The organism is Micromonospora sp. NPDC051006, assembly GCF_044456245.1.
GTDB lineage: Bacteria > Actinomycetota > Actinomycetes > Mycobacteriales > Micromonosporaceae > Micromonospora.
On sequence record NZ_JBITFP010000006.1, the window covers coordinates 221630 to 246432 of the forward strand.

The 24803-nt window shown below is 73.7% G+C and carries 26 protein-coding genes; 8 read left to right on the forward strand and 18 right to left on the reverse strand.

Annotated elements, in window-relative coordinates; all coding sequences use genetic code 11:
- Nucleotides 1–7: 7 nt before the first annotated feature.
- Entirely contained in the window at nucleotides 8–298 is a 291-nt protein-coding gene (locus ACIBBA_RS13480) for a hypothetical protein (protein WP_350876543.1), read from the reverse strand.
- 192 nt (nucleotides 299–490) lie between these two features.
- On the opposite strand from ACIBBA_RS13480, the gene ACIBBA_RS13485 reads away from it, so the two are divergent.
- The gene (locus tag ACIBBA_RS13485; RefSeq protein WP_396696903.1) at nucleotides 491–1243 is read left to right on the forward strand and encodes a DUF72 domain-containing protein; all 753 of its coding nucleotides are present in this window, start codon (nucleotides 491–493) and stop codon (nucleotides 1241–1243) included.
- Nucleotides 1244–1283: 40 nt separating this feature from the next.
- Here the strand turns inward: ACIBBA_RS13485 and ACIBBA_RS13490 are convergent, their stop codons facing one another.
- From ACIBBA_RS13490 to ACIBBA_RS13530, 9 genes are all read right to left on the reverse strand, one after another.
- Nucleotides 1284–1712 (reverse strand): DUF2267 domain-containing protein, encoded by a 429-nt coding sequence (locus tag ACIBBA_RS13490; RefSeq protein WP_350876547.1) that lies wholly within the window; start codon nucleotides 1710–1712, stop codon nucleotides 1284–1286.
- A gap of 326 nt (nucleotides 1713–2038) precedes the next feature.
- On the reverse strand, nucleotides 2039–2911 hold the full coding sequence (locus tag ACIBBA_RS13495; protein ID WP_396696905.1) for a DUF72 domain-containing protein: 873 nt from the start codon (nucleotides 2909–2911) through the stop codon (nucleotides 2039–2041).
- Nucleotides 2912–2959: 48 nt separating this feature from the next.
- Entirely contained in the window at nucleotides 2960–3358 is a 399-nt protein-coding gene (locus ACIBBA_RS13500) for a TraR/DksA C4-type zinc finger protein (RefSeq protein WP_350876551.1), read from the reverse strand.
- 153 nt (nucleotides 3359–3511) lie between these two features.
- Entirely contained in the window at nucleotides 3512–4189 is a 678-nt protein-coding gene (locus tag ACIBBA_RS13505; RefSeq protein ID WP_396696908.1) for a uridine kinase, read from the reverse strand.
- Nucleotides 4190–4248: 59 nt separating this feature from the next.
- Entirely contained in the window at nucleotides 4249–4854 is a 606-nt protein-coding gene (locus ACIBBA_RS13510) for a winged helix-turn-helix domain-containing protein (protein ID WP_396696910.1), read from the reverse strand.
- A gap of 391 nt (nucleotides 4855–5245) precedes the next feature.
- Nucleotides 5246–5794 (reverse strand): winged helix-turn-helix domain-containing protein, encoded by a 549-nt coding sequence (locus ACIBBA_RS13515; RefSeq protein WP_396696912.1) that lies wholly within the window; start codon nucleotides 5792–5794, stop codon nucleotides 5246–5248.
- 51 nt (nucleotides 5795–5845) lie between these two features.
- The gene (locus tag ACIBBA_RS13520) at nucleotides 5846–6334 is read right to left on the reverse strand and encodes a rhodanese-like domain-containing protein (RefSeq protein ID WP_396696914.1); all 489 of its coding nucleotides are present in this window, start codon (nucleotides 6332–6334) and stop codon (nucleotides 5846–5848) included.
- Nucleotides 6335–6435: 101 nt separating this feature from the next.
- The gene (locus ACIBBA_RS13525) at nucleotides 6436–6894 is read right to left on the reverse strand and encodes a cysteine dioxygenase (protein WP_396696916.1); all 459 of its coding nucleotides are present in this window, start codon (nucleotides 6892–6894) and stop codon (nucleotides 6436–6438) included.
- 130 nt (nucleotides 6895–7024) lie between these two features.
- The gene (locus ACIBBA_RS13530) at nucleotides 7025–7402 is read right to left on the reverse strand and encodes a signal peptidase I (RefSeq protein WP_396696918.1); all 378 of its coding nucleotides are present in this window, start codon (nucleotides 7400–7402) and stop codon (nucleotides 7025–7027) included.
- Nucleotides 7403–7463: 61 nt separating this feature from the next.
- On the opposite strand from ACIBBA_RS13530, the gene ACIBBA_RS13535 reads away from it, so the two are divergent.
- A complete protein-coding gene (locus ACIBBA_RS13535; protein ID WP_396696920.1) occupies nucleotides 7464–7856 on the forward strand; it encodes an ankyrin repeat domain-containing protein in 393 nt (130 codons plus the stop codon).
- Between the two features lie 40 nt (nucleotides 7857–7896).
- A complete protein-coding gene (locus tag ACIBBA_RS13540; protein WP_396696922.1) occupies nucleotides 7897–8850 on the forward strand; it encodes a DUF3500 domain-containing protein in 954 nt (317 codons plus the stop codon).
- Between the two features lie 6 nt (nucleotides 8851–8856).
- Here ACIBBA_RS13540 and ACIBBA_RS13545 read toward each other — a convergent pair whose 3' ends face one another.
- The 6 genes from ACIBBA_RS13545 to ACIBBA_RS13570 all read right to left on the reverse strand — a co-directional run bounded on the left by ACIBBA_RS13545 (nucleotide 8857) and on the right by ACIBBA_RS13570 (nucleotide 15776).
- A complete protein-coding gene (locus ACIBBA_RS13545) occupies nucleotides 8857–9615 on the reverse strand; it encodes a class I SAM-dependent methyltransferase (RefSeq protein ID WP_396696924.1) in 759 nt (252 codons plus the stop codon).
- A gap of 167 nt (nucleotides 9616–9782) precedes the next feature.
- Nucleotides 9783–10283: a DUF2231 domain-containing protein gene (locus ACIBBA_RS13550; protein WP_396696925.1), complete on the reverse strand. Its 501-nt coding sequence runs from the start codon at nucleotides 10281–10283 to the stop codon at nucleotides 9783–9785.
- Nucleotides 10284–10380: 97 nt separating this feature from the next.
- The gene (locus ACIBBA_RS13555; protein ID WP_396696926.1) at nucleotides 10381–11121 is read right to left on the reverse strand and encodes a GAF and ANTAR domain-containing protein; all 741 of its coding nucleotides are present in this window, start codon (nucleotides 11119–11121) and stop codon (nucleotides 10381–10383) included.
- A gap of 181 nt (nucleotides 11122–11302) precedes the next feature.
- A complete protein-coding gene (gene secA2 / locus ACIBBA_RS13560) occupies nucleotides 11303–13594 on the reverse strand; it encodes an accessory Sec system translocase SecA2 (RefSeq protein ID WP_396696927.1) in 2292 nt (763 codons plus the stop codon).
- 90 nt (nucleotides 13595–13684) lie between these two features.
- Complete coding sequence (locus tag ACIBBA_RS13565) at nucleotides 13685–14773, reverse strand: zinc-binding alcohol dehydrogenase (RefSeq protein WP_396696929.1); 1089 nt, start codon at nucleotides 14771–14773, stop codon at nucleotides 13685–13687.
- Nucleotides 14766–15776 (reverse strand): Gfo/Idh/MocA family protein, encoded by a 1011-nt coding sequence (locus tag ACIBBA_RS13570; protein ID WP_396696931.1) that lies wholly within the window; start codon nucleotides 15774–15776, stop codon nucleotides 14766–14768. Before ACIBBA_RS13570 ends, ACIBBA_RS13565 begins: the two co-directional genes overlap by 8 nt.
- Before the next feature lie 230 nt (nucleotides 15777–16006).
- Here ACIBBA_RS13570 and ACIBBA_RS13575 point away from each other — a divergent pair, with 230 nt between their 5' ends.
- The 5 genes from ACIBBA_RS13575 (at nucleotide 16007) to ctaD (ending at nucleotide 21728) form a co-directional block, all read left to right on the forward strand.
- A complete protein-coding gene (locus tag ACIBBA_RS13575; protein ID WP_396697050.1) occupies nucleotides 16007–16990 on the forward strand; it encodes a glucosyl-3-phosphoglycerate synthase in 984 nt (327 codons plus the stop codon).
- A gap of 58 nt (nucleotides 16991–17048) precedes the next feature.
- The gene (locus ACIBBA_RS13580; RefSeq protein ID WP_396696933.1) at nucleotides 17049–18206 is read left to right on the forward strand and encodes a glycosyltransferase; all 1158 of its coding nucleotides are present in this window, start codon (nucleotides 17049–17051) and stop codon (nucleotides 18204–18206) included.
- A gap of 140 nt (nucleotides 18207–18346) precedes the next feature.
- Nucleotides 18347–18799 carry a DUF4383 domain-containing protein gene (locus tag ACIBBA_RS13585; RefSeq protein WP_396697052.1) on the forward strand — a complete coding sequence of 151 codons (453 nt, stop codon included), beginning with the start codon at nucleotides 18347–18349 and terminating at the stop codon, nucleotides 18797–18799.
- 91 nt (nucleotides 18800–18890) lie between these two features.
- Nucleotides 18891–19619 carry an STAS domain-containing protein gene (locus tag ACIBBA_RS13590; protein WP_396696935.1) on the forward strand — a complete coding sequence of 243 codons (729 nt, stop codon included), beginning with the start codon at nucleotides 18891–18893 and terminating at the stop codon, nucleotides 19617–19619.
- A 105-nt stretch (nucleotides 19620–19724) separates the two neighbouring features.
- Nucleotides 19725–21728 carry a cytochrome c oxidase subunit I gene (gene ctaD, locus ACIBBA_RS13595; RefSeq protein ID WP_396696937.1) on the forward strand — a complete coding sequence of 668 codons (2004 nt, stop codon included), beginning with the start codon at nucleotides 19725–19727 and terminating at the stop codon, nucleotides 21726–21728.
- A 184-nt stretch (nucleotides 21729–21912) separates the two neighbouring features.
- Here ctaD and ACIBBA_RS13600 read toward each other — a convergent pair whose 3' ends face one another.
- Together ACIBBA_RS13600 and ACIBBA_RS13605 are read right to left on the reverse strand one after the other, a co-directional pair.
- The gene (locus tag ACIBBA_RS13600; RefSeq protein WP_396696939.1) at nucleotides 21913–23049 is read right to left on the reverse strand and encodes a SigB/SigF/SigG family RNA polymerase sigma factor; all 1137 of its coding nucleotides are present in this window, start codon (nucleotides 23047–23049) and stop codon (nucleotides 21913–21915) included.
- 223 nt (nucleotides 23050–23272) lie between these two features.
- On the reverse strand, nucleotides 23273–24676 hold the full coding sequence (locus tag ACIBBA_RS13605) for a hypothetical protein (protein WP_396697054.1): 1404 nt from the start codon (nucleotides 24674–24676) through the stop codon (nucleotides 23273–23275).
- Nucleotides 24677–24803 lie beyond the last annotated feature (127 nt).

A 24803-nucleotide genomic window follows, 5' to 3' on the forward strand; every position in this document is an offset into this window, starting at 1 on the left:
GCGCTCGTTACCCGGCGCTGCCGTCGGCGCCGCCGTCCTGCTTGCCCGGCGTCGCACCGCCGTCGGCCGGCCCCTCGGCACCGCCGTCGGCGCCACCGTCCTGCTTACCCGGCGTCGCACCGCCGTCGGCCGGACCCTCCGCGCCCTGGTCGGCGCCCTGGTCCATGCCGCGCTCGGCGCCCTGGTCCGCGCCGCCGTCGGCGCCGCCGTCGCGCTGACCGGGGGTCGCCCCTCCGTCGGCCGGGCCCTCGGCGCCACCGGCGCCGCTGGTGGTCATGTCGTCGTCGCTGAGTGCCATCGGTGCTCCCTTGTGCCGCCCCGCCGTGCGCCGGGGTCCGTGTGCAGCGGGTGGTACCCCACGCGCGATCTCCTCTAACCACACCGTAGACGCCCCGACCGTCCGGCACGGGCGGTTCGCCGGTCCGCCGCCGCGCTGCTCGGCGGCCCGGCCACCCAGCGGCGCGGCGCCGCCGGTGTCAGGATGGAGCCGATGATCCTCGTGGGCACCTCGGGCTGGCAGTACCGCGACTGGCGGGAGCGGTTCTATCCCGCCGCGGTGCCGCAGCGACTCTGGCTGGAGCACTTCGCCGAGCGGTTCGCGACGGTGGAGGTGAACAACGCCTTCTACCGGCTGCCGGAGCGGGACACCTTCGCCGCGTGGCGGGCGCGGACCCCCGACGACTTCTGTGTGGCGGTGAAGATGAGCCGCTACCTGACCCACATCAAGCGGCTGCGCGACCCGGCCGAGCCGGTGAGCCGCTTCCTGGGCCGGGCCACCGCGCTGGGCGACCGGCTCGGTCCGGTGCTGCTGCAACTGCCGCCCAACCTGCCCGCCGACCTGGCGGCGCTGGACGCCACGCTGCGCCTCTTTCCGGCCGAGGTGCGGGTGGCGGTGGAGCCCCGCCACCCGTCGTGGTGGATGCCGGCAACCCGGGCGCTGCTGGAGCGACGCCGGGCGGCGCTGGTCTGGGCCGACCGGCTCGGCCGTCCGGTTGCCCCGCTGTGGCGCACCACCGACTTCGGCTACCTGCGACTGCACGAGGGGCGGGCCCGTCCGCACCCGCGCTACGGACGCGCGGCGCTCGCCTCGTGGGTCCGGCGGCTCGCCGACACGTTCGGCGACGCGCCGGCGTACGTCTACTTCAACAACGACCCGGGGGGCGCGGCCATCGTGGACGCGGTCGCCTTCGCCGGACTGGCGCGCCGCGCCGGGCACCCGGTGAGCCGGGTCCCGGCGGAGTGAGCGCCCGGCCCGCCCCTGCGCCGGGGCGGGCCGGAGGGTGTCACGGCATCATCCGGGCCAGGTCCTTCGGCATGGTGTCCTTGACGTCCTGCCACTCGCCCTGGGTGATGTGCCGGCGCAGGGTGTCCAGCACCACCTGCACGACCTGCTCCATGCCGCCCTCCACGTCGTACGGGAAGCCCTGCCGGACCTCGTAAAGGAAGTCGTCACGGTTGAGCTTGATCGGCACGTCCGACGGGCTCCACCCGTCGAAGTAGATGCCCCGCACCAGCACCGGCAACTGCTGGGCGAACTCGACGCTCTCCTGCACCGGCAGCCGGTCGCGCAGCAGGTGCAGCACGGTTCGCAGCGCCGCGTAGGACTGGTTGCGCTGCTCCTTGGGCCAGCCGTAGGCGCTCTCGATGTCCTTCAGGATCAGGTTCGTCTTGTCCAGCGAGGACTCGAACGCCGAGATCAACTGCTCAGCCATCGTCCCACCCCCGTTCGTCGGTATCCCAGCGTCGGTCGTCGTCGCGGCGCGGCGGCCCCACCGGGCCGGGTCGCGAGCGGATCGGGCCCCGTCGGCCGCTCCGCGGAGCGCGCCTGGTGTCTCCGGAGCCGCCGACCACGTGCAGGACGGCGCCCCGTCGGGGGTCCGTCACCATCCGAGCCGTCATTCCCGGTCACCTCCTCGTGGTGCGTGCCGGCGACCGTTTGCGGTGCCGCCCTGGCCGGGTCGACGACGCCGACCGCACGCACCGCCACTCTGCCGGCCGGGCGGGTGATCCGGCCTCACCCTTCTCAGGTGAGGCCGGATCAGTCGGCGTCGAGCAGCCCGGCGAGGGTGGCGGCGTTGGTCTGCGCGTAGTCCCGGTAGCAGTTGTTCATCAGCACGTGCGTCTGCTGGGTGGAGTCGGCCAGCTCGCGCAGCTTCGGCGCCCAGTCCCGCAGCTCCCGGTCCGCGTAGCGGTAGCCGAACTTCTCGTGGATGTCCTTGCTGGTCCACTTGTCGCTGTGCCCGTGGAAGCGGACCACCGCGAGGTCCGCGGTGGCGGCCAGCACCGGCGGCACCGAGGAGCGGTGGCCCTGCGGCATGTCCACGCAGACGAACGGCAGCTCGTGGGTACGCAGGAAGTCGAGCGTCTCGTCGGCGTTGTCCCCGTCGAACCAGGAGGCGTGCCGGAACTCGTAGACCGGCCGCAGCGGGGCGCAGCGCCGGGCCACCTCGAGCAGGTACTGCTTGTTGTCCCGCTTGATGGTGAACCAGGGCGGGAACTGGAACAGCAGGGCGCCGAGCTTGCCCGCCTGCACCAGCGGGTCGAGCGCGGAGAGGAAACGTGTCCACACGTCCTCGTACGCCTGCGCGGGCAGGTCGTCGGGGTAGACGTTGCGCTTGTCGGTCTGCGGACGCAGATCCTTGTAGATCGCGCTGACCCGGGTCGGGTGACCGGTGAGCAGGCTGAACGCCTTGATGTTGAAGGTGAAGCCGGCCGGCGTGCGTTCGGCCCAGAGCTGGGCGGTCCGCTCGGCGGGTGGCGAGTAGTAGGTGGCGTCCACCTCGACCAGCGGGAACTTCCTGGCGTAGTAGGCCAGGCGCTTCTCCGGCGTGTCGGCCGTCTGCGGATACCACCCGGAGTCCAACAGGGTCCGGTCGGTCCAGGACGCGGTGCCCACCTTGATCTCACCCATGGGTGAAGTCCACCGCGCTCCGGACCGACCGGCAACCGCTGAGGCTCGTCAGGCCGCCCGACGTTCCCGGGTCTGCTTGCACGACACGCAGGTCGTGGCGGAGGGGAAGATCTCCAGCCGTTCGACGGGGATCGGCGCGGAGCAGCCCTCGCAGAAGCCGTAGGTGCCCTCCTCCAACCGGCCCAGCGCGTGCTCGTACTGGGCCCGGCGGTCGAGGATGGTGCGCAGCAGGGACTGCGCGGTGTCCCGCTCGGCGGTCTTCGTGCCGCTGTCGGCCTGGTCGTCGCCGGCGGTGTCGCCGACCTCGACCAGCCGCAGCACCTGGCTCTGCAGCACCGCCTGCTCGTACTCCGCGGACAGCTCGTCGTAGCGCGCCTGGAGCGACTGACGGATCTGGGCGGTCTCCGTCTGGGAACGGCCCGTGCCGACCGTGTCATGGACGAGCATCGCTGCCTGCCTTTCCTGGCGTCTGTCAACCGGCGGCCCGGCGGCCCCTGGCCCCGGTTACGGTCGCGTCCGGTGCACGGGCGATCACCCGTGCTCTGTGAGCCGGGCGATTACCCACCGGATCCGTCGACCAAACCGGCGATTTCGGGGACATCAGGCGCCCGCGGGCGGCTCCACGACAGCGGGATGCCGGGGGTCGTCGTAGCGCACCACCACGTCGGCGAACGAGGCCGGCGCGACCTCCTCGGCGTAGCGGTCGAACGCCGGCAGCGTCCAGCTCTGCCCCGGGTCGGTCCGCCGCCGCAGGGCCGCCGGGGAGAGCGCGAGGTGGACGGTGACGTCGAAGGGCAGCCCACCGCCGAGCAGCAGCGCCCCGCTGACCAGCACCACCCCGCCGGGTGGCAGCTCGACGTAGCCGGCTCGGCTGGCCCGGTCGGCCGCGGCGTCCCAGAGCGAGGGCAGTACCCGGCCGGAGCCACCCGGGCCGGCCGGGTCGAGCACCTCCCGGCGCAGTCCGACCTCGTCCACCCACCCCTCGTAGTACGCGTCCGGGTTGGTCCGGCCCAACTCCAGACGCACCGAGGCCGGGCGCAGGAAATCCTCGGCCCGCACGTGCAGGGCCGGGTGGCCGCGGGCGCGCAGCGGGTCGATCAGGGCGGCGGCCAGCTCGTCCGGTCGGGCGGCGGCCGGGCCGTCCACCCCGACCCGGAGTCGGGGCGGGGCCGCGTCGGCGGCGGGCCCGGCGTGGGCGTCCTGCTCGGCCAACCGATCGGTCAGCCGGTCGGTCAGCTCGGCGACGAGCCGCTCGGGCGAGATGGGACGGATGCGCACCGACCCATCCTGCCGCGCGCCGACAGGCTTGGCGCGGCGGGCGGTGGCGCCGAGCCGGGTCAGCCGTTGCGGTCGATGGTGACCCGGGCGTCGTCGGCGAGCCGGTAGCCGACGCCGTAGACCGTGGTGACCAGCGGTACGTCCACGCCGACCTTGCCGCGCAGCCGGCGCACGTGCACGTCGACCGTGCGGACGCCGGCGTGCTCGTAGCCCCAGACCGCGTTGAGCAGTTGCAGCCGGGTGAAGACCCGGCGGGGGTGGGCGACCAGGTGCAGCAGCAGGTCGAACTCGAGCCGGGTGAGCGGCAGCGGTTCGCCGTCGCGCAGCACGGAGCGGGACGAGGCGAGGATGTGCAGGGCCGGGATGGTCGCGGCGAGTGGCCGGGCGGGGGCACGGTTGGCCGGCAGCGACTCGGGCCGACGCTCCAGCGGGACGTTGCTGGAGATCACCCCCTCGCCGCGCTCGAGGAGCTCCCGGGCGGCCTCCAGCAGCCGGCGGGCCGGCGGGGTCAGCGACTCCTCGGCGGCGAGGGGGATGGACAGCGTCACGGTGAGCACGGGCGCGACCGTGTTCGCCGGGCGGCGCTGGCCGCCCGGGGGTCGACCGGGAACCGCGGGTTGGGACGTATGCCATCCGGCGCGCGACGAGGCGGGGCTGACCGACATGGTCCTCCTTGGCTGGTCCGGGTATCTCCCCACGGCCCGGGACGCCGCTTCATCGATGCTTCCCGGCGCCCGTGCGAGGGTCAAGGGGCGGCTGCGTTGCATGAATGTGACAATTGACGAACGCATCGGAGCCGGATGCTCGCTCTGCGTACGAGGCCTGATGATTACAGCAGAGCCGCCGAGATGACCCGATACGGGGGGTGCCCACCCGGTTCACATTCGGTGTCGAACCGTACCCACCGTCGCAAGTGAATTGCGCTCGCCTTCGCCGGGCACGCTCCCAGATGGACCGGCCACGTCACGGTGGTGGGACACGTCGCGCGCCGACAGGACGACGCGACGCACCCGCGGGTACGGGTGCGCCGCGTCGGCGAAGGGGCGGAGCCGCCGGTCAGCGGGTCCGGTCGACGGCGATCCGGGCCTCGTCGGCGAGCCGGTAACCGACGCCGTAGACGGTCGTCACCACCGGCGTGTCGACGCCGACCTTGGCGCGCAGCCGGCGCACGTGCACGTCGACGGTGCGGGCCACCGCGTGCTCGTAGCCCCAGACGTTCGCCAACAGTTGCAACCGGGTGAACACCCGTCGAGGCCGCTCGGCCAGGAACAGCAGCAGGTCGTACTCGATGCGGGTCAGCGGGATCTCCCGGTCGCCCTGGCGTACCACCCGGGAGCCGGCGAGGATGTGGACCTCGTCCGGGGCGGCGGCCGGCAGGTCCGGGACGGCCCGCGGCCCGGCCGGGGCGAGGTCGTCGGCGCGCAGCCGACCCTCCCCCGACTCGGCGAGTTCGCCGATCAGGTCGAGCAGCCGGACCAGCCCCGGCGTGAGCGGGCCCGGCGCGAGGTCGACCGTGAGGGTGAGGGTCGAGCTGGCGCGGGCCGGCGCGCTGCGGACGGCGCGGACCGGCGGGTGCGGCCGTGGCGAGATGGCGACGACGGACATGGTGCCTCCTGTGACGGCGGTACGCCCGCCACGCCGGGTGGCGCGTGGCGGTCAGTGGAGCGCCCGGCCGGCGGTCACCGGGGGCGCGAGCGGGGACGGGGGCAGCGGGGTGGGGCCGAGGGCGGGCAGGCCGGCGATCCGCCAGGCGGCGAACCCGCCGACGACGTCCGTGGCCCGGTGCAGCCCGAGGTCCTTCAGCGCCGCGGCGGCCAGCGAGGAGGTGTAACCCTCCTGGCAGAGGACCACCACGGGCAGGTCGTAACTGACTGCCTGGGGCAGCCGGGCCGGGCAGCGCGGGTCGAATCGCCACTCCAGCACGTTGCGCTCCACCGCGAGCGAGCCCGGCACCGTGCCGTGCGCGGCCCGCTGGGCGGCCGGTCGGATGTCGACCAGCAGCGCCCCCGACCGGTACGCCAGATGCGCCTGCTCCGGATCGAGCCGGTCGAGCCGGGCCCGGGCGGCGGTCAGGATCTCGTCGATGCCCCGGGAACCCGGTGGGGGCACCGGGGACGGACAGCGGGTGGCGCGGGACTGGCGCATTCTCGGTTCCTTCCGATGACGACGACGGGTCGGCGACCCGGTGCGGGACGGCGTGCCGGTCGGCGCCGCGACGCTGCTCGGCGCGGGTCGGCGGGTTGTGCTCACCAGGCGACGCCGGCCTCGGCCACCTCGGCGACCCGCAGCCGGCCGTCGGTGAGCTGGTAGCGGGTCATCCGGCGCAGCGCCGGCCGGTAGACGTGCACGCTGACCGCCGGCTCGTCGCCGCGGTTGGCGACCAGGTGCACGTGCCGGGCGCCGAAGCGGCGGCCGGCACCGGCGGCGAGCCGCCGCGGGCGCAACCGGCCTGCGCTGACCGTCTCCTCGGTGAGCGCTCCGGCGACGACAAGGAACGCGCCGGAGGAGCCGCCGTGGTCGTGCAGGTCGGTGCCCTGGCCGGGCAGCCAGCTCAACGCCCACACCTCGTGGTCGGCCCCGGCGGCGAGCCGGCCGTACCAGCGCTCGGCGGGGTCGAAGCGCAGCGGCACGGGCCAGCCGGCCGGGTCCGCCGCCCACCTCGCGGCGACGGCGAGCAGGTCGGGCTGCGGGGCGTTGCGGTTCATGACGTTCCTCGCGGGTCGGGCGGTACGGTCACCCCACTCTAGGCGGCAAACCCTATAGGTTTAGTAGGTATTCTCAGATGCCGGGACGGCGGTCCGCCCGCACCCGGTCGGTTCCGCCCCCTCGACCCGGTCAGCGGCGTACCGGCGGCTCCACCTGGTAGCCCGGCACGGACGGCCAGCGCACGGTGAGCACCACCGACTCCCGCTCGGCGTACCAGCTGTGATCGACGCCGCGACCCCACACCACGTAGTCGCCGGGCGCGCCGAGCACCACCGTGCGGTCCGGCAGTTCGACCCGGAAGCGCCCGCTGATCAGCACGAGCAGGGCGATGCGGCGCTCACCGGTCGCCCACCGGGCGCGGGCCTCCCCCGCCGGGTGCACCCCCCACTTGACCTCGACGTCGGTGCTGTGCCGCACGTCGCCGGGCGGGACGAAGTGCCCGAGCAGCCAGCCCGCGTCCGCCGCGCCGTCGATGCCCGCGTTGCCCACGTACACCGTCTCGCTCATCGCCCTCCCCCATCCGCCGGCCGAGGACCGTACCAGGCGGCGGGAGACCTAACCTGGACCGGTGAGCGACGAACTCGACGCCGAGACCCTGGCCTTCGCGCACCGGATGTTCGACCTGGCCCGGGCCGGGGCCACCGAGGAGCTGTCCGGGCACCTGGACGCCGGGCTGCCGGTGAACCTGACCAACGACAAGGGCGACACCCTGCTGATCCTGGCCGCCTACCACGCTCACCCGGAGACCGTGGCCGCGCTGCTGGCCCGGGGCGCCGATCACAGCCGAATCAACGACCGGGGGCAGACCGCGCTGGCCGCGGCCGTCTTCCGCAGCAGCTCCGAGGCGGTACGGGCGCTGCTCGCCGCCGGCGCCGACCCGGATCACGGCGTTCCGTCGGCGATGGACACCGCCCGCTTCTTCGACCTGCCGCCGATGGTGGAGCTGCTGCGCGCCGGGTGACCTCCGGCGGGCCCACTGTCGGGCACGGTATACAGGGGCGGTGGAAGATCCGCTACCTGAGCAGATGCGTACGGCCGGCGGCGCGCTGCTGGCCGCGCTCGACGAGCCGGCGCGCGCCCGCGCCGCCTACCGCTTCGACGACGAGGCGGCCCGCCGTTGGCTGGAGTATCGGCCGGCGCCCCGGCCCGGGGCCTGCCTCGCCGACCTGGACGTGGTCGGGCGCAAGGCCGCGCACCGGCTGCTGGCGACCGCGCTGAGCCCGGCGGCGTACGCCCAGGCGATGGCGATCGTCGCCCTCGAGGAGGTGCTGGACCGGGCCGAGGGGTGGCGCCGGGGCCGGCACAGCGGCGACTACTGGGTGGCGGTCTTCGGCGACCCGGAGCGTGACGACCGCTGGGCGTGGCGGCTGGAGGGGCACCACCTGTCGGTCAGCATGACGGTGGTGGACGACCAGGTCTCCCCCGCGCCGATCTTCTTCGGCGCCAACCCGGCCGCGGTCCGGCACGGTGGCCGGCCGGTCTCCCGCCCGCTCGGCATCGAGGAGGACCTGGGCCGCGCACTGCTGGACACGATCGGGCCGGCCGGGCGGGCCGCCGCGATCATCGACGACGAGGCGCCCGGCGACATCATCAGCGCCACCCGGCCGCGGGTGGACGGGCCGCTGGAGCCGCTCGGCGTTCCGGCGGACCGACTCGGCCCCACCGGGCGGGCACTGCTCGACCAGTTGGTCGCGCTCTATCTGGACCGGCTCCCGCCGGAGCTGGCGATTCGGGAGGCGAAGCGGCTGGACAGCCGCGAGCTGCACTTCGCCTGGGCCGGCCCGATGAGTCCCGGGCAGCGGCACTACTACCGGATCCAGGGCGACGACCTGCTGATCGAGTACGACAACACCACCGACGACGGCAACCACGCGCACACGGTGCTGCGCCGCCCGGCCAGCGACTTCGGCCAGGACGTCCTGGCCGCCCACCACACCACCACCCCCCACCCCTGACCCCGGTCAGGGACGGCGGGCTTCGATCAGGAAGCGGCGGGCGTGGGCGACGAAGGGACCCTCGGACCGGATCCGCCGGTGCAGGGCGAGCAACTGGGGACGGTACCGATCGACGGTGAAGCCGGGAACCGTCCAGATCACCTTGCGCAGGAACCACACCACCGCGGCGACGTCGTGAAAGACGGTGCGCAGCGTCGCCTCCCGCACGTCGACGACGCTCAGCCCGGCGGCCCGGGCGGCGGCCACCGCCTGCGCGGTGTGCCGCGAGGTGGGCGGGGGCAGCGGGCCGAGGATGGCCTCGCTCAGCTCCCGTACGGTGCCCGCCCCGATCTGCTGGGAGAGGAACGTGCCGCCGGGCCGGAGCACCCGTGCGGTCTGCGGCCAGTCGGTCCGCACCGGGTGACGGCTGACCACCAGGTCGAAGGACGCGTCCCGGAAGGGCAGCTCGGCGTCCGGGGCGACCGCGACCACGGTCGCGCCGAGCGGACGCAGCGTCTGCCGGGCGACCAGCACGTTCGGCGGCCAGCCCTCGGTGGCCACCAGCAGTCGCGGCGCCCGGGGCACCTCGGCGAGCACCTCGCCGCCTCCGGTGTCCACGTCCAGGGCCGCCTCGGCGTCCGCCATCCGGGCCGCGACCATCCGGGCGTATCCCCAGGTGGGGCGCTCCTCGGTGGCCCGGCCGGCGAGCCAGTCGAAGGCCCAGCCCTCGACCGGGGCCGCGGCCCCTTCGGCGATCAGCTTCTCGAAGTCCGGATCGGTGTGCACCCGGGTGAGCCTGCCGGCCGACTTCCCCCGCCGGCAAACGAAATTGCCCGACCGGAACTCGATCAACTCCAGGTCGGCGACATGGCGGTGTCCCCGGCGCGGGGAGGCCGCCATATCGCGGATCCGGTGTCGATCCTCGCCCCCGAACGGCCGGTCGCCGGCTGCGGTCAGGGGCGGGGCGGAACGATCTCCGCCGTCGAGGCGGTGACGCCGCCCAGGGCGTCGAAGGTGGTCGCCTCGCTGCGGCCCTTGTCGAACCGGCGCATCAGCCGCGCGCCGAGCCGTACGCCCACCCCGCCGACGGCCAGGGCGACCAGTTCGGTGAGGAGCAGGACGATCGACGCGCCGCGCTGCGGTGCGTCGGCGCGGATCAGGCAGGCGAGAAGGAACAGCCCGGCCATCGCCAGGTTCACCAGGTTGAAGGCGATCGCGGTGCGCCGGGTCCGGTCGCCGGGCACGTCCCACAGGTCGATCATCCCGGCCATCGCGGTGAGTCCCGCCGCTACCAGGGCCGCCACCGCCGTCCAGTAGCCGACCTCGCCCAGGAACGCGGGCCCGCCCAGGACGTCGGTGAGATCGAAGACGACCGCGCTGACGAAGAGCCCGTACGGGAACGTCACCAGCATCGGTTGGATCGGGTGCCCCTGGACCCGCAGCCGGCTCTGCATCGTTCCCTCCCCTGGTCAGCTCAGCGCCTGAGCCCAGAGTGCTACCCGGGCGCACCCGGGACGAAACGACACGCGAGGCGGAACCGGCCGGACCGGGTCAGCTCTCGCGGGCGCGGGAGACCGTCCGGACCAGCCGCTGGGCCACCTCGCGCAGCGGGATGTCGAGCGACGACGCGGCGCTGCGCAGCACGTCCAGCGCCTCCTCGGCGGGACAGCCGCGCTGCGTCATGATCACCCCGACGGCCTGCCCGACCACCCCGTCGTGCAGCAGCGCGGCGTCCCACTCGCCGGCCACCTCCAACTGGCGGGCGCGGCCCCGCACGGCGGCGAGCAGCAGGCCCGCGTGCTCGGCGAGGAGCATCGCGGTGAGCTGGTGCTGGGTGGTGAGCACGTCGGCGGCGCCCGCGTACAGGTTGATCGCCCCGATCACGTGGTCGTCGACGTCGAGCGGGGCGGAGATCACCCCGTGCACCCCGAGGTCGGTCGCGCGGGAGGTCCAGTCCGGCCAGCGCCGTTCCCGGCCGAGGTTCTCCGACAGCACCATCTCGCGGCGGCGGATGGCGTCCATCGCCGGCGAGTCGGGGCCGTGCCGCGGGTCGTCCAGGCCGGCCAGCCGGTCGTCGGAGGCCGCCCCGCCGGCCGGCTGACCGGCCCGCAGGACGGTGAAACCGCACCAGCTGACCCCCGCCACCGCGTCCCGGCTGATCCGGACCAGCGCGGTCAACGCCTCATCGAAATCGGTCACGGCGATCAGACCGGCGGTCAGCTCCCGCAGCAGCGCGGCGGTCTCCAGCACACCGACGGTCGGCGCCGTCGGCTGTTGCGTGTCCAGGTTCACCGGCGCACGGTCCCGGCCCCCACGCGTGCCACCGCACGCCCCACCGATGCCATCACCTGTGTCATCGTCTGCTCTCTCCCGAGTCTTCGGACCCGCCCTACTACCCCAGGGAACATGGGTCGAAACGGGCGCAAACGGGGGCCCTTCCGGGTGGAGCGATCCGGAAGGGCGCCCGTACGCGTCAGCGGGAGGCGCCGGTGAGCCGTCGCCCGACCGAGGCGATCAGCCGGTCGAGCTCGGAGCCGAACGGGTTGTCGTGCACCAGGTAGGTCCACGTCGCGGTCGGCCGTACCAGCTTCGCCTCGTCCGGCTCCCAGTCCTCGTCGAATTCGGTCTCGTTGAAGGTCGCGATGGTCCGCGCCTCGATCTCCGGGACCAGCTCGTTGAAGGCCGGCACCGCGGCCCGGTGGAACTCGTCCAACGGGTCCAGCCGGCCCAGCGCGCGCAGGTGCACGCCCTCCCGTACCTCGGACAGCTCGGCCAGGTGCGCGGCCCAGAGCCGGTCGAGGTGGAACAGCGCGATCGAGCGGGCGACCCGGGCGAGCAGATCCTCGTCCATCTCGCCGGCCTTCTCCGGCTCCTTGTCGAGCAGCATCAGCGCGGCCACGTCGGTGGTGAGCAGCCGCTCCCGCCGCTCGGCGAGCGCCTTGCGCTGCTGCTCGATCACCACGCTGTAGCGCCAGGTGTTGCGGTGGATCTCGTGGTTGACGCCCTCGGCGACCCGCTGGGCGTGCTCCACGGCGTAGTCGACCTGCTCGTCGGTGACCAGGCCGTCGGCGTTCATCCGCGGCGAGGGCGGCACCGCGTCCGAGGCGTGCCGGACGACCAGGTCGTCCTCCAGGCTGACGAAGAAGACCGAGCCACCCGGGTCGCCCTGCCGGCCGGCCCGGCCGCGCAGCTGGTCGTCGACCCGACGGCTGTCGTGCCGGCCGCTGCCGATCACGTAAAGCCCGCCCAGCTCGGCCACCCGGTCCCGGTCGGCCTGGTCGCTGCCGCCGAGCCGGATGTCGACGCCCCGGCCGGCCATCTGGGTGGAGACGGTCACCGCGCCGTACGCGCCGGCCTCGGCGATGATCGCGGCTTCCTCGTCGTCGTTCTTGGCGTTGAGCACCGCGCACGGCACGCCGGCCGCGTGCAGACCGGCGGCCAGCCCCTCGGACTCCTTGACGTCCAGGGTGCCGACCAGCACCGGCCGCCCGGCGGAGTGGCAGCGCTTGATCTCGTCGATCAGCGCCTCCTCCTTCTCCGCCCGGGTGGCGTAGATCCGGTCCGGCTCGTCCTCGCGGACGCACGGGGTGTTCGGCGGGATCACCGCCACCTCGAGGCCGAAGAACTCGCGCAGCTGGTCGCCGACGAGCACCGCGGTCGCGGTCATCCCGCAGAGCTTGGGGTAGAGCCCGATGTACGCCTGCACGGCGACGGTGCCCAGCACCTCGCCCTCGGCGGTGGCGTCCAGGCCCTCCTTGGCCTCGACCGCGGCCTGGAGCCCGTCGGGCCAGCGGCGGCGCTGGGCCACCCGGCCGCGCATCTCGTCGATCAACTCGACCGAGCCGTCCCGGACGATGTAGTCCACGTCACGGTGCAGCAGGGCGTGCGCGTGCAGTGCCACGTTGATCGCGGAGAGCTGCTCGACGTGCTCCTCGTCGTAGAGGTCGATGCCGAGCTTGGCCTCGACGGCGGCCAGGCCGGCCGAGGTGAAGGCCACGCTGCGGCCGTCCTCGGCCACCGTGTAGTGCTTGCCCCGGCGCAGCCCGCGCACCTGGGCGGCAGCGGCGTGCACCGGGTCCTGCTCGCCGGGCACCGCCCCGGCCAGCACCATCGGCACCCGGGCCTCGTCGATCAGGATCGAGTCGGCCTCGTCGACGATCGCCGTGCGCAGCGGCGGCTGCACCCGGTCCTCGATCTCGGTGACCAGCTGGTCCCGGAGGAAGTCGAAGCCGGCCTCGCTGACCGAGACGTAGGTGACGTCACAGGCGTAGGCGTCGCGCCGCTCCTGCGGGGTGGACGCCTCGTTGACCCAGCCGACGCTGAGGCCGAGCAGGGTGTAGACCGGCTCCATCCACTGGGCGTCGCGGCGGGCCAGGTAGTCGTTGACGGTGAGCACGTGCACCGGACCGTTGCCCAACCGGACGTGCCCGTAGGCGGCGACGGCGGCGGTGAGCGTCTTGCCCTCACCGGTGGCCATCTCGGCGACCTTGCCGGAGAGCAGCGCCATCGCGCCGAGCAGCTGCACGTCGTACGGCCGCTGGTCGAGCCCGCGCCGGGCAGCCTCCCGGCCGAGGGCGCAGATCTCCTCGTAGCCTTCGGCCTTGCCCGCGGCCTCGGTGAGCTCGACGTCGTCGAGCGCGGCGAGCTCGTCCTCGCGTGCCTCGATCGCCGGCAGCAGCTTCTCCAGTGGGGCGAGGTCCACCGTCGTCCCCGGGCGCTGGAGGAACCGCCGGAACCTGCTCTTCATCCGTTGCGACACACCCATGAGCGGCAACGGTACGCGAACTTCGCCGCGTTCCGCGTCCCGCCCGGGCGGCATGTCGGCCCGGGCGGGTCGGCGGCCATGATCGGCTGCTCAGGCGGTCAGGACGACCTGCAGTTCCTGCCGGCGCCGCTCGGCGAGATCGGTGAGCAGGGCCGGCGCCTCCGCGAAGGGCACCACCGCCGAGACCAGGTGCTTGCGGATCACATCCCCGTACGTCCGCAGCAGGTCGATCGTCTCGGCCGAGAGCCGCTCGCGGTCCCAGATGGGAGCGAGCCCACGCGGCACCCGGCCGATCTGGGCGCAACGCAGCGAGAGCCCGTTGTGATGGAACTCCTCACCGAACCGGACCTCGTCGGCGCCCGCCTGGTAGAAGGCGAGGTCGATCACCGTGCCCTGCGGCCGGAGCAGCCGCAGCGCCAGCCCCAACGCCCAGGCCTGCCCGCGGCACTGGAACACCACGTCCGCGCCCCGGTCGCCGGCCAGGTGCGCCCACCGGGTCTTGAGCACCACCGCCGGGTCGTCCGCGTCCGGGTCGAGGGTCTCCAGGCCGAGCGCCTCGGCGACCTGGCGGCGCTGCGGGGTGGGGTCGAGCACCACCACCGAGGCCGCGCCGTGGCGCCGGGCGAAGAGCGCGGTGAGCAGCGCCACCACCCCGCTGCCGACCACCGCGACCCGGCGCCCGCGCACCCCGTCGCCGAGGGATCGGACGTCGGTGCCGTGCAGGTCGGCGGCGGCGTGCAGCAGCCCGTTGGCGCAGATCGGCCCCATGTGCGCGACGTAGACCCCGAGCAGCGGGTCCAGGTCGTCCGGGAGCGGGACGAACCGCTCGGCGACCGGGTCGGCCACCCAGCCGGTGCGGTGGCCGTAGGTCATCGCGCCCACGGTGCCTTCCGCGACCGCGGGGGTGGCGCTCTCCACCACCCGCCCCACCTGCATGTAGCCGAGCCGGGTCACCGGGTAGGGGGTACTCGCCGCGCCGGGCCGGAACAGGCCGAGGTCGGCGTCCCAGGTGACGTTGAGGTAGGGGTTGGTGCCCTTGACATAGCTCAGCTCGGTACCGGCGGAGACCCCGCTGAACAGCGTCTGCACCCGGAAGGTGCCCGGGCGCACCGGTGCGGCGTCCTGCTCGACCAGCGCCACCCGGCCCGGCCCGTCGACCACCACCACCCGGTCACGCATCGACGGTCACCCCGGTGACGTCGACCGCCGCCTCGCGCGGTGCGCCGAGCCGTACGGTCCGGCCGGTGCGGGCCGAGTCGGCCACCGCGAGGGCGAACCGGTGGGTGGCCAGCGCCTCGGCGTACGGCACCCGGATGTCGTCGCCGACGCCGCGTACCGCGTCGACGAAGGCCCGGTCCACCGCCACCCGGGCCGCCTCCGGGTCGGCCGGAATCCGGCGCTCCCCCTCGGCGTCGCGGACCAGCAGGCCATCCTCGGTCAGGGTGAGAGCCAGCCCGTCGGCCAGGATCTCCAGCCCGGCCCGGTGCTTCCAGCCGAGTACGCAGGCCGCGCTCAGCGTGCCGACCGCGCCGCCGGCGAAGCGCACGGTGGCGGCGGTGACCGAGTCGATGTCGGCCCCGTCGACCGGGGGCGGGGCGCCGTCGCCGTACGCGGTCACCTCGGTCGCCTCGCCCGCCAGCACCCGGATCAGGTCCAGCACGTGGGCGGCCTGCTCCACCACCGGGCCGCCGGAGCGCTCCCGCCGCGACCACCAGTCGACCGGCGGCACCTTGTCCAGCCAGGCGCCGCTGACCATCCGGATCGGACGGCCGGCCAGTAGCTCGCGGGCCTGTTCCACCACCGGCAGGTACCGCCAATGGTGGCCGACCGCGGTGAGCAGCCCCCGGCGGGCGACCAGGTCGGCGACCCGCTCGGCGGTGACCAGGTCGACCGCGACCGGCTTCTCCACGAACATCGGCACGCCTGCGGCGACGACCGTCTCCTCCACCGGGCCGTGCGCGAACGGCGGCACGCAGACGTAGACGGCGTCCGGCCCGGCCGTGAGCAGCTCGTCGGCGTCGTTGAACGTCCGGGTGTCGTGTGCGGCGGCCAGCGCGGCGGCCGCCTCGGGCCGGACGTCGGTCACCCCGACCAGTTCGGTGTCGTCGAAGCCCGCCAGCACGCGGGCGTGGCGTTGCGCCACCCCGCCGGCCCCTACCAGTCCCACTCGGCACTTGCGCATCCGACCAGCCCTCTCCGCCCCCGGTTTCACGTTTCGACGCAAGCACTCCCCCCACAGCGGCGCAACCAAACGTTCACGGGCCGGGAACGCGGTGGTGGGACCGTCGTGATCCAGCTGTTAGGCATGATCCGGTTAGCGCGAGGTCGGCAGTGGGAAATCCGAGTTCGCGTTTTCCGCCACGATCTGGGGGTGTGCCCGTGCGGGATACAGAATCGACCGTCTCACCAGTGGTGGAGGCGTGGGCGACATATCGGACGACCTCCGCCGCGGATTGGACGCCCCGGCGGCTGGTCCGGGCCAAGGGCGAGAGCCGGGTCAGCGTGGTGCTTCCGGCGCGTAACGAGGAGGCGACGGTCGGCGCGATCGTGTCGACGATCCGCGAGCACCTGATGGATCGGGTCGCGCTGGTCGATGAGCTGATTGTGGTGGACTCGCGGTCCACCGACCGGACCGCACGGGTGGCCCGGGCCGCCGGAGCCGAGGTGGTCAGCCAGGACGCGATGACCCGCGGGCTGCCGCGGCTGACCGGCAAGGGCGACGCGCTCTGGGCCGGGCTGGCCGCCGCCGAGGGCGACGTGGTGGCCTTCGTCGACGCCGACCTGCGCGAGTTCCGTCCGCACTTCGTGACCGGGCTGCTCGGCCCGCTGCTGACCGACCCGTCAGTCGACTTCGTCAAGGGCTTCTATCACCGACCGCTGGTCGGCACGGCCGGCGTGGAGCAGGACGGCGGGGGCCGGGTCACCGAGCTGATGGCTCGTCCGCTGCTCAACCTGTTCTGGCCGGAGCTGGCCGGCTTCGTCCAGCCCCTCGCCGGCGAGTACGCCGGCCGCCGGGAGGTGCTGGCCCGGGTGCCCTTCGTCTCCGGGTACGGGGTGGAGACGGCGATGCTCATCGACCTGCTGGAGCTGGTGGGGCTCGACGCGCTGGCCCAGGTGGACCTCGGCGAGCGCAAGCACCGCCACCAGGACACCGCGGCGCTCGGCCGGATGTCCGCGCAGATCATGCTCACCGCCTGGTCGCGGTTGCAGCGGCGCGGGTGGGCGGCCCCCGGCACCGTCCCGACCTCGTTGCTGACCCAGTTCCGCCGCGGCGGTTCCGAGGCCCTGCCCAACCTGGAGCGGGAGATCGTGGTGAGCGACGTGTCCATCGAGGAGCGCCCGCCCCTGGCGGAGCTGCGGCACCAGGTGCCGCGCCGGCGGATGGCCGCGGCGTGAGCGGCCGGCTGCTCCCACCACTGGCCGGCGAGGCCGCCGGGATGAGGGGCCTGAGCCGATGAGCCTCACCGTCCTGATGAACGCCGGCCCGTGGCTCTCCGTGCCGCCGCCCGGCTACGGCGGCATCGAGAACGTGATCGCGACGCTGGTGCCGGAGCTGCGCCGCCTCGGCGTCCGGGTGGTGCTCGCCTCGGTGGGCAGCAGCACGCTGCCGGCCGACGAGCTGGTGACGGTCTTCCCCGACGGCCAGTTCGCCGCACTGCAACGTCCCTACAACCAGGTCTGCGGCATCTCCCAGGCGCACCTGGGCGGGGTGGTCCGGCAACTGCAGACCCGCGACGACATCGACCTCGTGCACGACCACGTCGAGGCGGTCGGCCTGGCCACCCTCGCCGCGATGGGCCCGGACGCCCTGCCGGTGCTGCACACCCTGCACTGGGACCTCGCCAAGCACCCCGCGCTGTACGGCAATCTCGACGGCGGCGACCGGGTCCGGGTCAACGGCGTCTCGGCCTCCCAGTTGGCCCGCGCGCCACAGGCGCTGCGCGACCACTCGGTCGGTCACGTGCACCTCTCCACTCCGCTCGCCGTCGACGCCGACCGGCGCCCCCGTGCGGAGAAGGGCGACTACCTGCTGGTGCTGGGCCGGATCAATCCCGGCAAGGGGCAGGACCTCGGCGCGCGGTTGGCGCGGCAGGTGGGCTTCCCTCTGGTGCTGGCCGGCCCGGTCGGCCCCTACCACCGCCCGGAGGACCTCGCCGCCGCCGGTGACGAGGCGCGGCAGAACCCGGACGTGCGCTTCTTCTACGACGAGGTGGCGCCGTACGTGGACGGGGACCTGGTCCGTTGGGTGGGCACCGTCGCCGGGCAGGAGCGGGACGACCTGCTCGCCGGAGCCCGCGCGTCGCTGTTCCCGCTGCGCTGGGAGGAGCCCGGCGGCACCGCCGTGGTCGAGTCGTTGGCCCTGGGCACCCCGGTGGTGGCGACCGCCCGGGGCTGCCTGCCCGAGTTGATCGAGCACGGCCGCACCGGCCTGCTCACCACCGACGAGGAGGAGTTGGGCGACCTGGTGCTGGCGGCGGGTCTGCTCGATGCGGACGAGTGCCGCCGGGAGGCTGCCGAACGGTTCACCCCGGCGGTGATGGCCGAGCGCTACGTCGCGCTCTACGAGCGGGTACGGCAGTTGGCCGCCACCGGACGCCTGCAGGTCGCCTGATCCGCCGGCGGGCCGGCTCGCGCCGGGGCCGGCCCGCCGCCCGGTTTGCCCGAGCCGATGACGGGTAGCCGCGCACCACCGAGCGGCCCGCGGCGGACCGAGCGGGCCCGTGGCGGGAGGAGACGGTGGTGGCCGGACCGATGGCACACTCCCGCGCCCGGGCGAACCCGGCCGACGGCAAGGCGCCGGTCCGCCGCGCCGCCGGCGCGGTGGCCGTGCTCTTCCTGCTGATCGGCCTGCTCGGCTTCCTGCCGGGGGTGACCAGCGGCTACGGCGACCTGCGGTTCGCCGGCCATCACTCCGGCGCCATGCTGTTCGGCGCGTTCCAGGTCTCGGTGCTGCACAATCTTGTCCACCTGCTCTTCGGGGTGGTCGGCCTGGCGATGGCCCGGACCGTCACCAACGCCCGGACGTACCTGGTCGGCGGCGGCGCGATCTACCTGGTGCTCTGGCTCTACGGGCTGGTCGTCGACCGCGGCAGCGGGGCGAACTTCCTGCCCCTCAACGACGCCGACAACTGGCTGCACCTGGGCCTCGGGCTCGGCATGATCACCCTGGGGCTGCTGACCAGCCGGGTGCGGCGGGGTGGGTGAGGTGCCTCCCACGCTGGGCCGCCGCCGTTTGACCGACCGGCGTCGGGGGTAGTTCGTGAGTCCCACCGACGAGACGCGAGAGGCGCCCCTGATGGCGAGCCGGATCAGCTGCGAGGTACACGACGGATCCCCGGTCACCGTCGTCCACCTCGCGGGCACGCTGGACCTGGGCACGATGCGATCGGTGCACAGGACGCTCGACGACTGTCTGGCCGCGCAGCCCGACGCGCTCGTGGTCGACCTGGGCGGGGTCACCGTCCGCGACCAGCTGGCGCTCTCGGTCTTCGCCGCCACGGCCCGTCGGGCCGAGGAGTGGCCGGCCGTGCCGGTGGTGCTCTGCGCCCCGCCACCGGACGCCGCCCGCTGGCTGGCCGAGACCACGGCGTGCCGGGTGCTGCCGGTACGACGGGACTGCGCGGAGGCGACGCGGGAAGCCGGGGAGGCCGCCGCACCACGGCTGCGCGCCCGGCTGGAGCCGGTCGCCGAGGCGTGCCGGCGGGCCCGGGAGCTGGTCGGCGACGCCTGTACCCGGTGGAACCTGCCCGAGGCGCTCGGCCCCGCGTCGGTGGTGCTCAGCGAGCTGGTCGGCAACGTGGTCCGGCACGCCGGCACCCCGATGGAGGTCACGCTGACCCTGCGCCGCCCGTACCTGCACCTGGCGGTGGTGGACGGCAGCCAGATGGCGGCCCGGGCGGCCACCCCGGAGGTGACCGCCGAGGGCGGCCGGGGGCTGCTGCTGGTGCGCGAGCTGGCCCAGCGCTGGGGCAGCGTCCCGGCCGGAAACGGCAAGGCGGTCTGGGCGATGCTGCCGGCGAATTGACCACCACCACCGAACTGACCGAATTTTCCGCTTCGGCCTGGTTACATGGAGACCGGGTCGGGTAGGCACGCCCGTCCTTTTCTCGTCAGGACGGGGTGAGCAGCGATGCCCAAGCGGGTTAGCACGGAGCCTGGCCACGACCGGGGTGCGGCGATCCTGGCGCCGGCCCGATTCGGTGGCTTCCCCGGGCCCCTGCGCACGCCGATCCCGGGCAATTCGCTGCTCAAGTTCCTGGCCACCACCGACCACAAGCAGATCGGCATCCTCTACCTGCTGACCTCGTTCGGCTTCTTCGTGGTGGCGGGCCTGGAAGCGATGCTGATGCGCGCCGAGCTGGGCCGCCCGGGGCTGCAGTTCCTCTCCTCGGAGCAGTACAACCAGCTCTTCACCTCACACGGCGCGGTGATGCTGCTGCTCTTCGCCACACCGGCGGCGTTCGGCTTCGGCAACTTCATCGTGCCGATCCAGATCGGCGCACCGGACGTCTCCTTCCCCCGGCTCAACGCGCTCGCCTACTGGCTCTACCTGTTCGGCGGGCTGATGGTGATCGGCGGGCTCGCGGTGCCCGGGGGCACGGCGGACTTCGGCTGGACCGCGTACGCGCCGCTGAGCGACGTCGAGCACTCCCCCGGCGTCGGCGCCAACATGTGGGTGATCGGCCTGGTGATCTCCGGCCTCGGCACCATCCTGGGCGCGGTCAACCTGATCACCACGATCCTCACCCTGCGCGCGCCCGGCATGACCATGTTCCGGATGCCGATCTTCACCTGGAACATGCTCTTCACCAGCGTGCTGGTGATCCTGGTCTTCCCGCTGCTCGCCGCGGCGCTGCTGGCCCTGGCGGCCGACCGGCTGCTCAACGCGCACGTCTTTGACGCGGCTACCGGCGGGCCGATGATCTGGCAGCACCTGTTCTGGTTCTTCGGCCATCCCGAGGTCTACATCATCGCGCTGCCGTTCTTCGGCATCATCACCGAGATCATTCCGGTCTTCGCCCGCAAGCCGATCTTCGGCTACACCGGGATCGTGCTGGCCACCATCGGGATCACCGTGCTGTCGATGACCGTGTGGGCGCACCACATGTTCGCCACCGGTCAGGTGCTGCTGCCGTTCTTCAGCATCCTGAGTTACCTCATCGCGGTGCCCACCGGGGTGAAGTTCTTCAACTGGATCGGCACGATGTGGAAGGGGCAGCTCACCTTCGAGACGCCGATGCTGTTCGCGATCGGCTTCCTGGTGACCTTCCTGCTCGGTGGGCTCACCGGGGTGCTGCTCGCCAGCCCGCCGGCGGACTTCCACACCCACGACACCTACTTCGTCGTCGCGCACTTCCACTACGTCGTGTTCGGCACCGTGGTGTTCGCGCTCTTCGGCGGCTTCTACTTCTGGTTCCCGAAGATGACCGGGCGGATGCTCGACGAGCGGCTGGGCAAGGTGCACTTCTGGACGATGTTCCTCGGCTTCCACGGCACCTTCCTGGTGCACCACTGGCTGGGCAACGAGGGCATGCCCCGGCGCTACGCCGACTACCTGCCGACCGACGGCTTCACCACGTTGAACACCATCTCCACCATCGCCGCGTTCGTACTCGGCATCTCCACCCTGTTCTTCATCTACAACGCCTGGAAGTCCTGGCGCTACGGCGCGATGGTGACCGTGGACGACCCGTGGGGGTTCGGCAACTCACTGGAGTGGGCGACGACCTGCCCGCCGCCGCTGCGCAACTTCGACCGGATGCCCCGGATCCGCTCCGAGCGCCCGGCGTTCGACGCCAAGTACGGCCCGCTCGTCGCCGACCTCGGCCGGGACCTGCCGCAGCGCACCACCAAACCGCCACAGGATTTCCGCGAGGAACTGCGGCACATCACCCAGGTGCCGGAGTCACCCGCCGCCGAGGGGGCGCACGGCCCGCGCGAGGCCGCCGAGTTCCAGCCGGCGCCGCAGTCCGGTGCCCGGCCGGTGGAGGTGCCGGAGCCGACCGAGGTCCGCCGGCCCAGCTTCGACCAGAGCGACGCCCCGGAGGAGACCCCACCCGACGCGGGGCGCGAGCCGCCGGAGAAGCAGCGGTGGCGCCACCCGCACAGCCGTGAGGACCGGCCGGACAGCTGACGAACACCGGCACGGAACGCGATCAGGGCCGGCACCCGCTGGGTGCCGGCCCTGCCGTTTCCGTAGGCCGTGCCGGCCCTGCCGCCGTCGCTCGGCTCCTGGCGGGCGAGCCGGTGGCGGCGCAGGCCGCCTGAACACGTGGACTGGACCGCCCGCCGTTGGTCGGTGGCGCAGGTGCCGGTGCTCAGTCGTGGACCGGCGCGAGGCCGGCGGCGGTGAGCGAGCGGCGTACCGCGGGCTGCACCCGGGTCAGCCGCAGCGGCACACCGGTGCGGGCCGCCGCGTCCCGGCCGGCCATCAGCGCGGCGATGCCGCCGGCGTCGAAGCCGCCCGCGCCGACCAGGTCAACCACCACCTCACTCGGCTGGCCGGTCACCGCCTCCAACATCGCCCGGCGTAGCTGGTCGGCGCCGTCCCGGTCGATCTCCCCGCCGACCTCGACCACCACCCGGTCACCGTTCTGCCGTACCGAGATGCGGGTCTTCGCGGGCTCGGACTCGGCGGCGCCGTTCTGCCACGGTGGTGGGGCGTCGGCGAGCATCGCCTGGCGCAGCCAGGTCAGCGCGCGGGAGAGCAGCCGCGAGACGTGCATCTGGGAGATGCCGAACCGGGCGGCGATCTCCGCCTGGGTCTGGTTGCCGTAGAAGCGCATGGCCAGGATCCGCCGCTCCCGCCACGGCAGCCGGTGCAGCAGACCGCTGACGGTGACCCGGTCGTCGACGGATTCGAGCGCGTTGTCCGACTCGCCGACCAGGTCGCCGAACTCGGCGGAGCTCTCCCCGCCCACCGGCGCGTTGAGCGAGGCCGGGCTGTAACCGGCGGCCGACTCCAGCGCGGCGAGGATCTCCTCCTCCGGCGTCTCCAACCGTTTGGCCAGCTCGGCGACCGTGGGCGCCCGGGACAGCTCACTGGTCAGCGCCGAGGTGGCCTGGCCGACCTCGAGGATCAGATCCCGCAGCCGGCGGGGCACGTGCACGCCCCAGGTGCGGTCCCGGAAGTGCCGCTTGATCTCCCCGACGATGGTGATCGCCGCGTACGCGGTGAACGAGCCCCGTTCGGGGTCGTACCGGTCGACGGCGTTGACCAGCCCCAGTCGCGCCACCTGCTCCAGATCCTCCAGCGGTTCCCCCCGCCCCCGGTACCGGCGGGCCAGCCGGCCGGCGAACGGCAGCGCGAAGCGGACCAGGTCGTCCCGGGCCTCCTGCCGCCGTTCGGGCGGTAGCCCGGCGATCCGTGCCGCGTACGCCAGAGCGGCCGCGTCCAGATCCTCAAGCCCTCGTTCGGTGGGTGGTGGCGTGCTTGTGGTGGTCTGTCCGAACATCCGCGCCTCCCTCAGGAAGGTCCCCCGCCCGGATTGGGAAACCGGTCGTGCGCGTGGTCGGGCCACGCACCGGGCCGGAAATGGGTTACGTGACTGGGATGCCAGCGGGCGACGACACCACACTGCGCAGCGTTGTCAGGCCGTCGCAGCCAGCGATGTTCCCGCTCCGTAGGTACTCAATCACGGGATCCCGGGTTCGCGAGGATGTTTCGGTGGGCTCACCTCAAGAGACAAGCAACCCCTGGTGGGTGCCGCTGTCGCGGAGCACGGCGAGCGCCTCGGCGACGGCCAGCGGCGGCGGTGTCGGCAGGTCGTACGGCTGGGCCCGGAGCACCTCGGTGGCCCGGCGGGTGGGTACCGACGTCACCGGGTAGCCCCGCGCCGACGTGCGGTCCAGCGCGCGGCGCCGGCGGCCGAACCCGGCCACCGCGAGCCACTGCGGCAGCCCGGCGAGCGCCGGCGAGCGGACCCCAGGCGGCTCGGGCAGCACGTCCACCGAGCTGAACGGTTCGCTACCGGCGAGCCACCACTCGACGCCCTCGACGCTGCGCCGCGTCGCGTTCTCGCACCAGTACGGCACCAGCCCCGCGCGCACCACCTGCCACGGGTCGAGCAGCCGCCCGCACTCCACCACCAGCCGGTTGCCGGTCTTACCGGCCGAGCGCAGCCACCGGCGGTAGAGGTCGGCCGTGGCGGCGCTCAGCGCCTCCGGGCGGGGGAAGAGCACCCGGTGCAGCGGATGCCCGCCTCGGGCCGCCCAGTCCCGGGCGGAGAGTTCGAAACCGGAGTCCACGCCGTGCTCGGCGTAGCCGGACGGCGAGGAGACCTGCGGCGGCTCCCAGCAGGACGCGTCGCCGCCGGCGGAGCGGAGCACCTGGCGCAGCGCGTGGCTGTCCGGGTGGAAGTCCACCGGGTCCAGTCCGCTGCCCGGGCAACCGACCTGGAAGCTGTGTCCCTGCCCGGAGTCGAGCACCGGCCAGGTGCGCGCGTCGCGCAGCAGCAGCACGGGCGCACCGGGCGCGAGCCGGTCGGCCAGGAACCGCCGGTACACCGCCGGCAGGGTCCGCCAGCGGGCCGCCAGGGCGACCGTGACCCCGGCCAGCGCGCCGCGGCTCGCCGGGCAGTGCACCTGGCGTACGTGCAGATCGTCGTTCCCGGCGAGCAGCCGGGCGGCGAGCGCGGCCCCGTGGTCCAGCGCGGCGCCGGGACGGTCCACCGCGCCCTGGGCCCAGTGCACGCTCATCTCGAAGCCGGCGGGCAGCCAGGGCACCCCGAGCGCGACCGCCAGATGCGCCGCGGCGCCGTGCGGCGAGCCGAGCACCGCCCCCGGGTAGGTGCGGCGCGGGTACTGGTCGACGAACCAGCGGGCCACCCGCTCGGCGTCGACCTCGGCGGTCTGCCCCACGGTGAGCGCCACCCGCCCGGCGGCGCGGGTGACCGCCGCCCGGCGGACCGGTTCCGGGGCCCCGGGGAACCGGGAGACCGGCCCGGGGTGCCCCAGATCGGCGCAGTCGGTGCCGCGCAGCGCGCGGGCCGTGGCGGCGACCAGAACCCGTGCCGTGCTGCCGGCCGTCACGACCCGGTCGCCGGCCAGACCGGCGCCGTCAGCCGTGAGCCCCTTGTGCACCTTGTGCACCGGCCCCACCTTGCCTCGTTCGCTCACCACGCGGCCCGGCTTCCCGTCCCGATGCGGTTCAAACGGGCCCTCCCCCACCCGGCGGGACCAATCCGCAGGTCGGCGGCGCTTCGCCGGT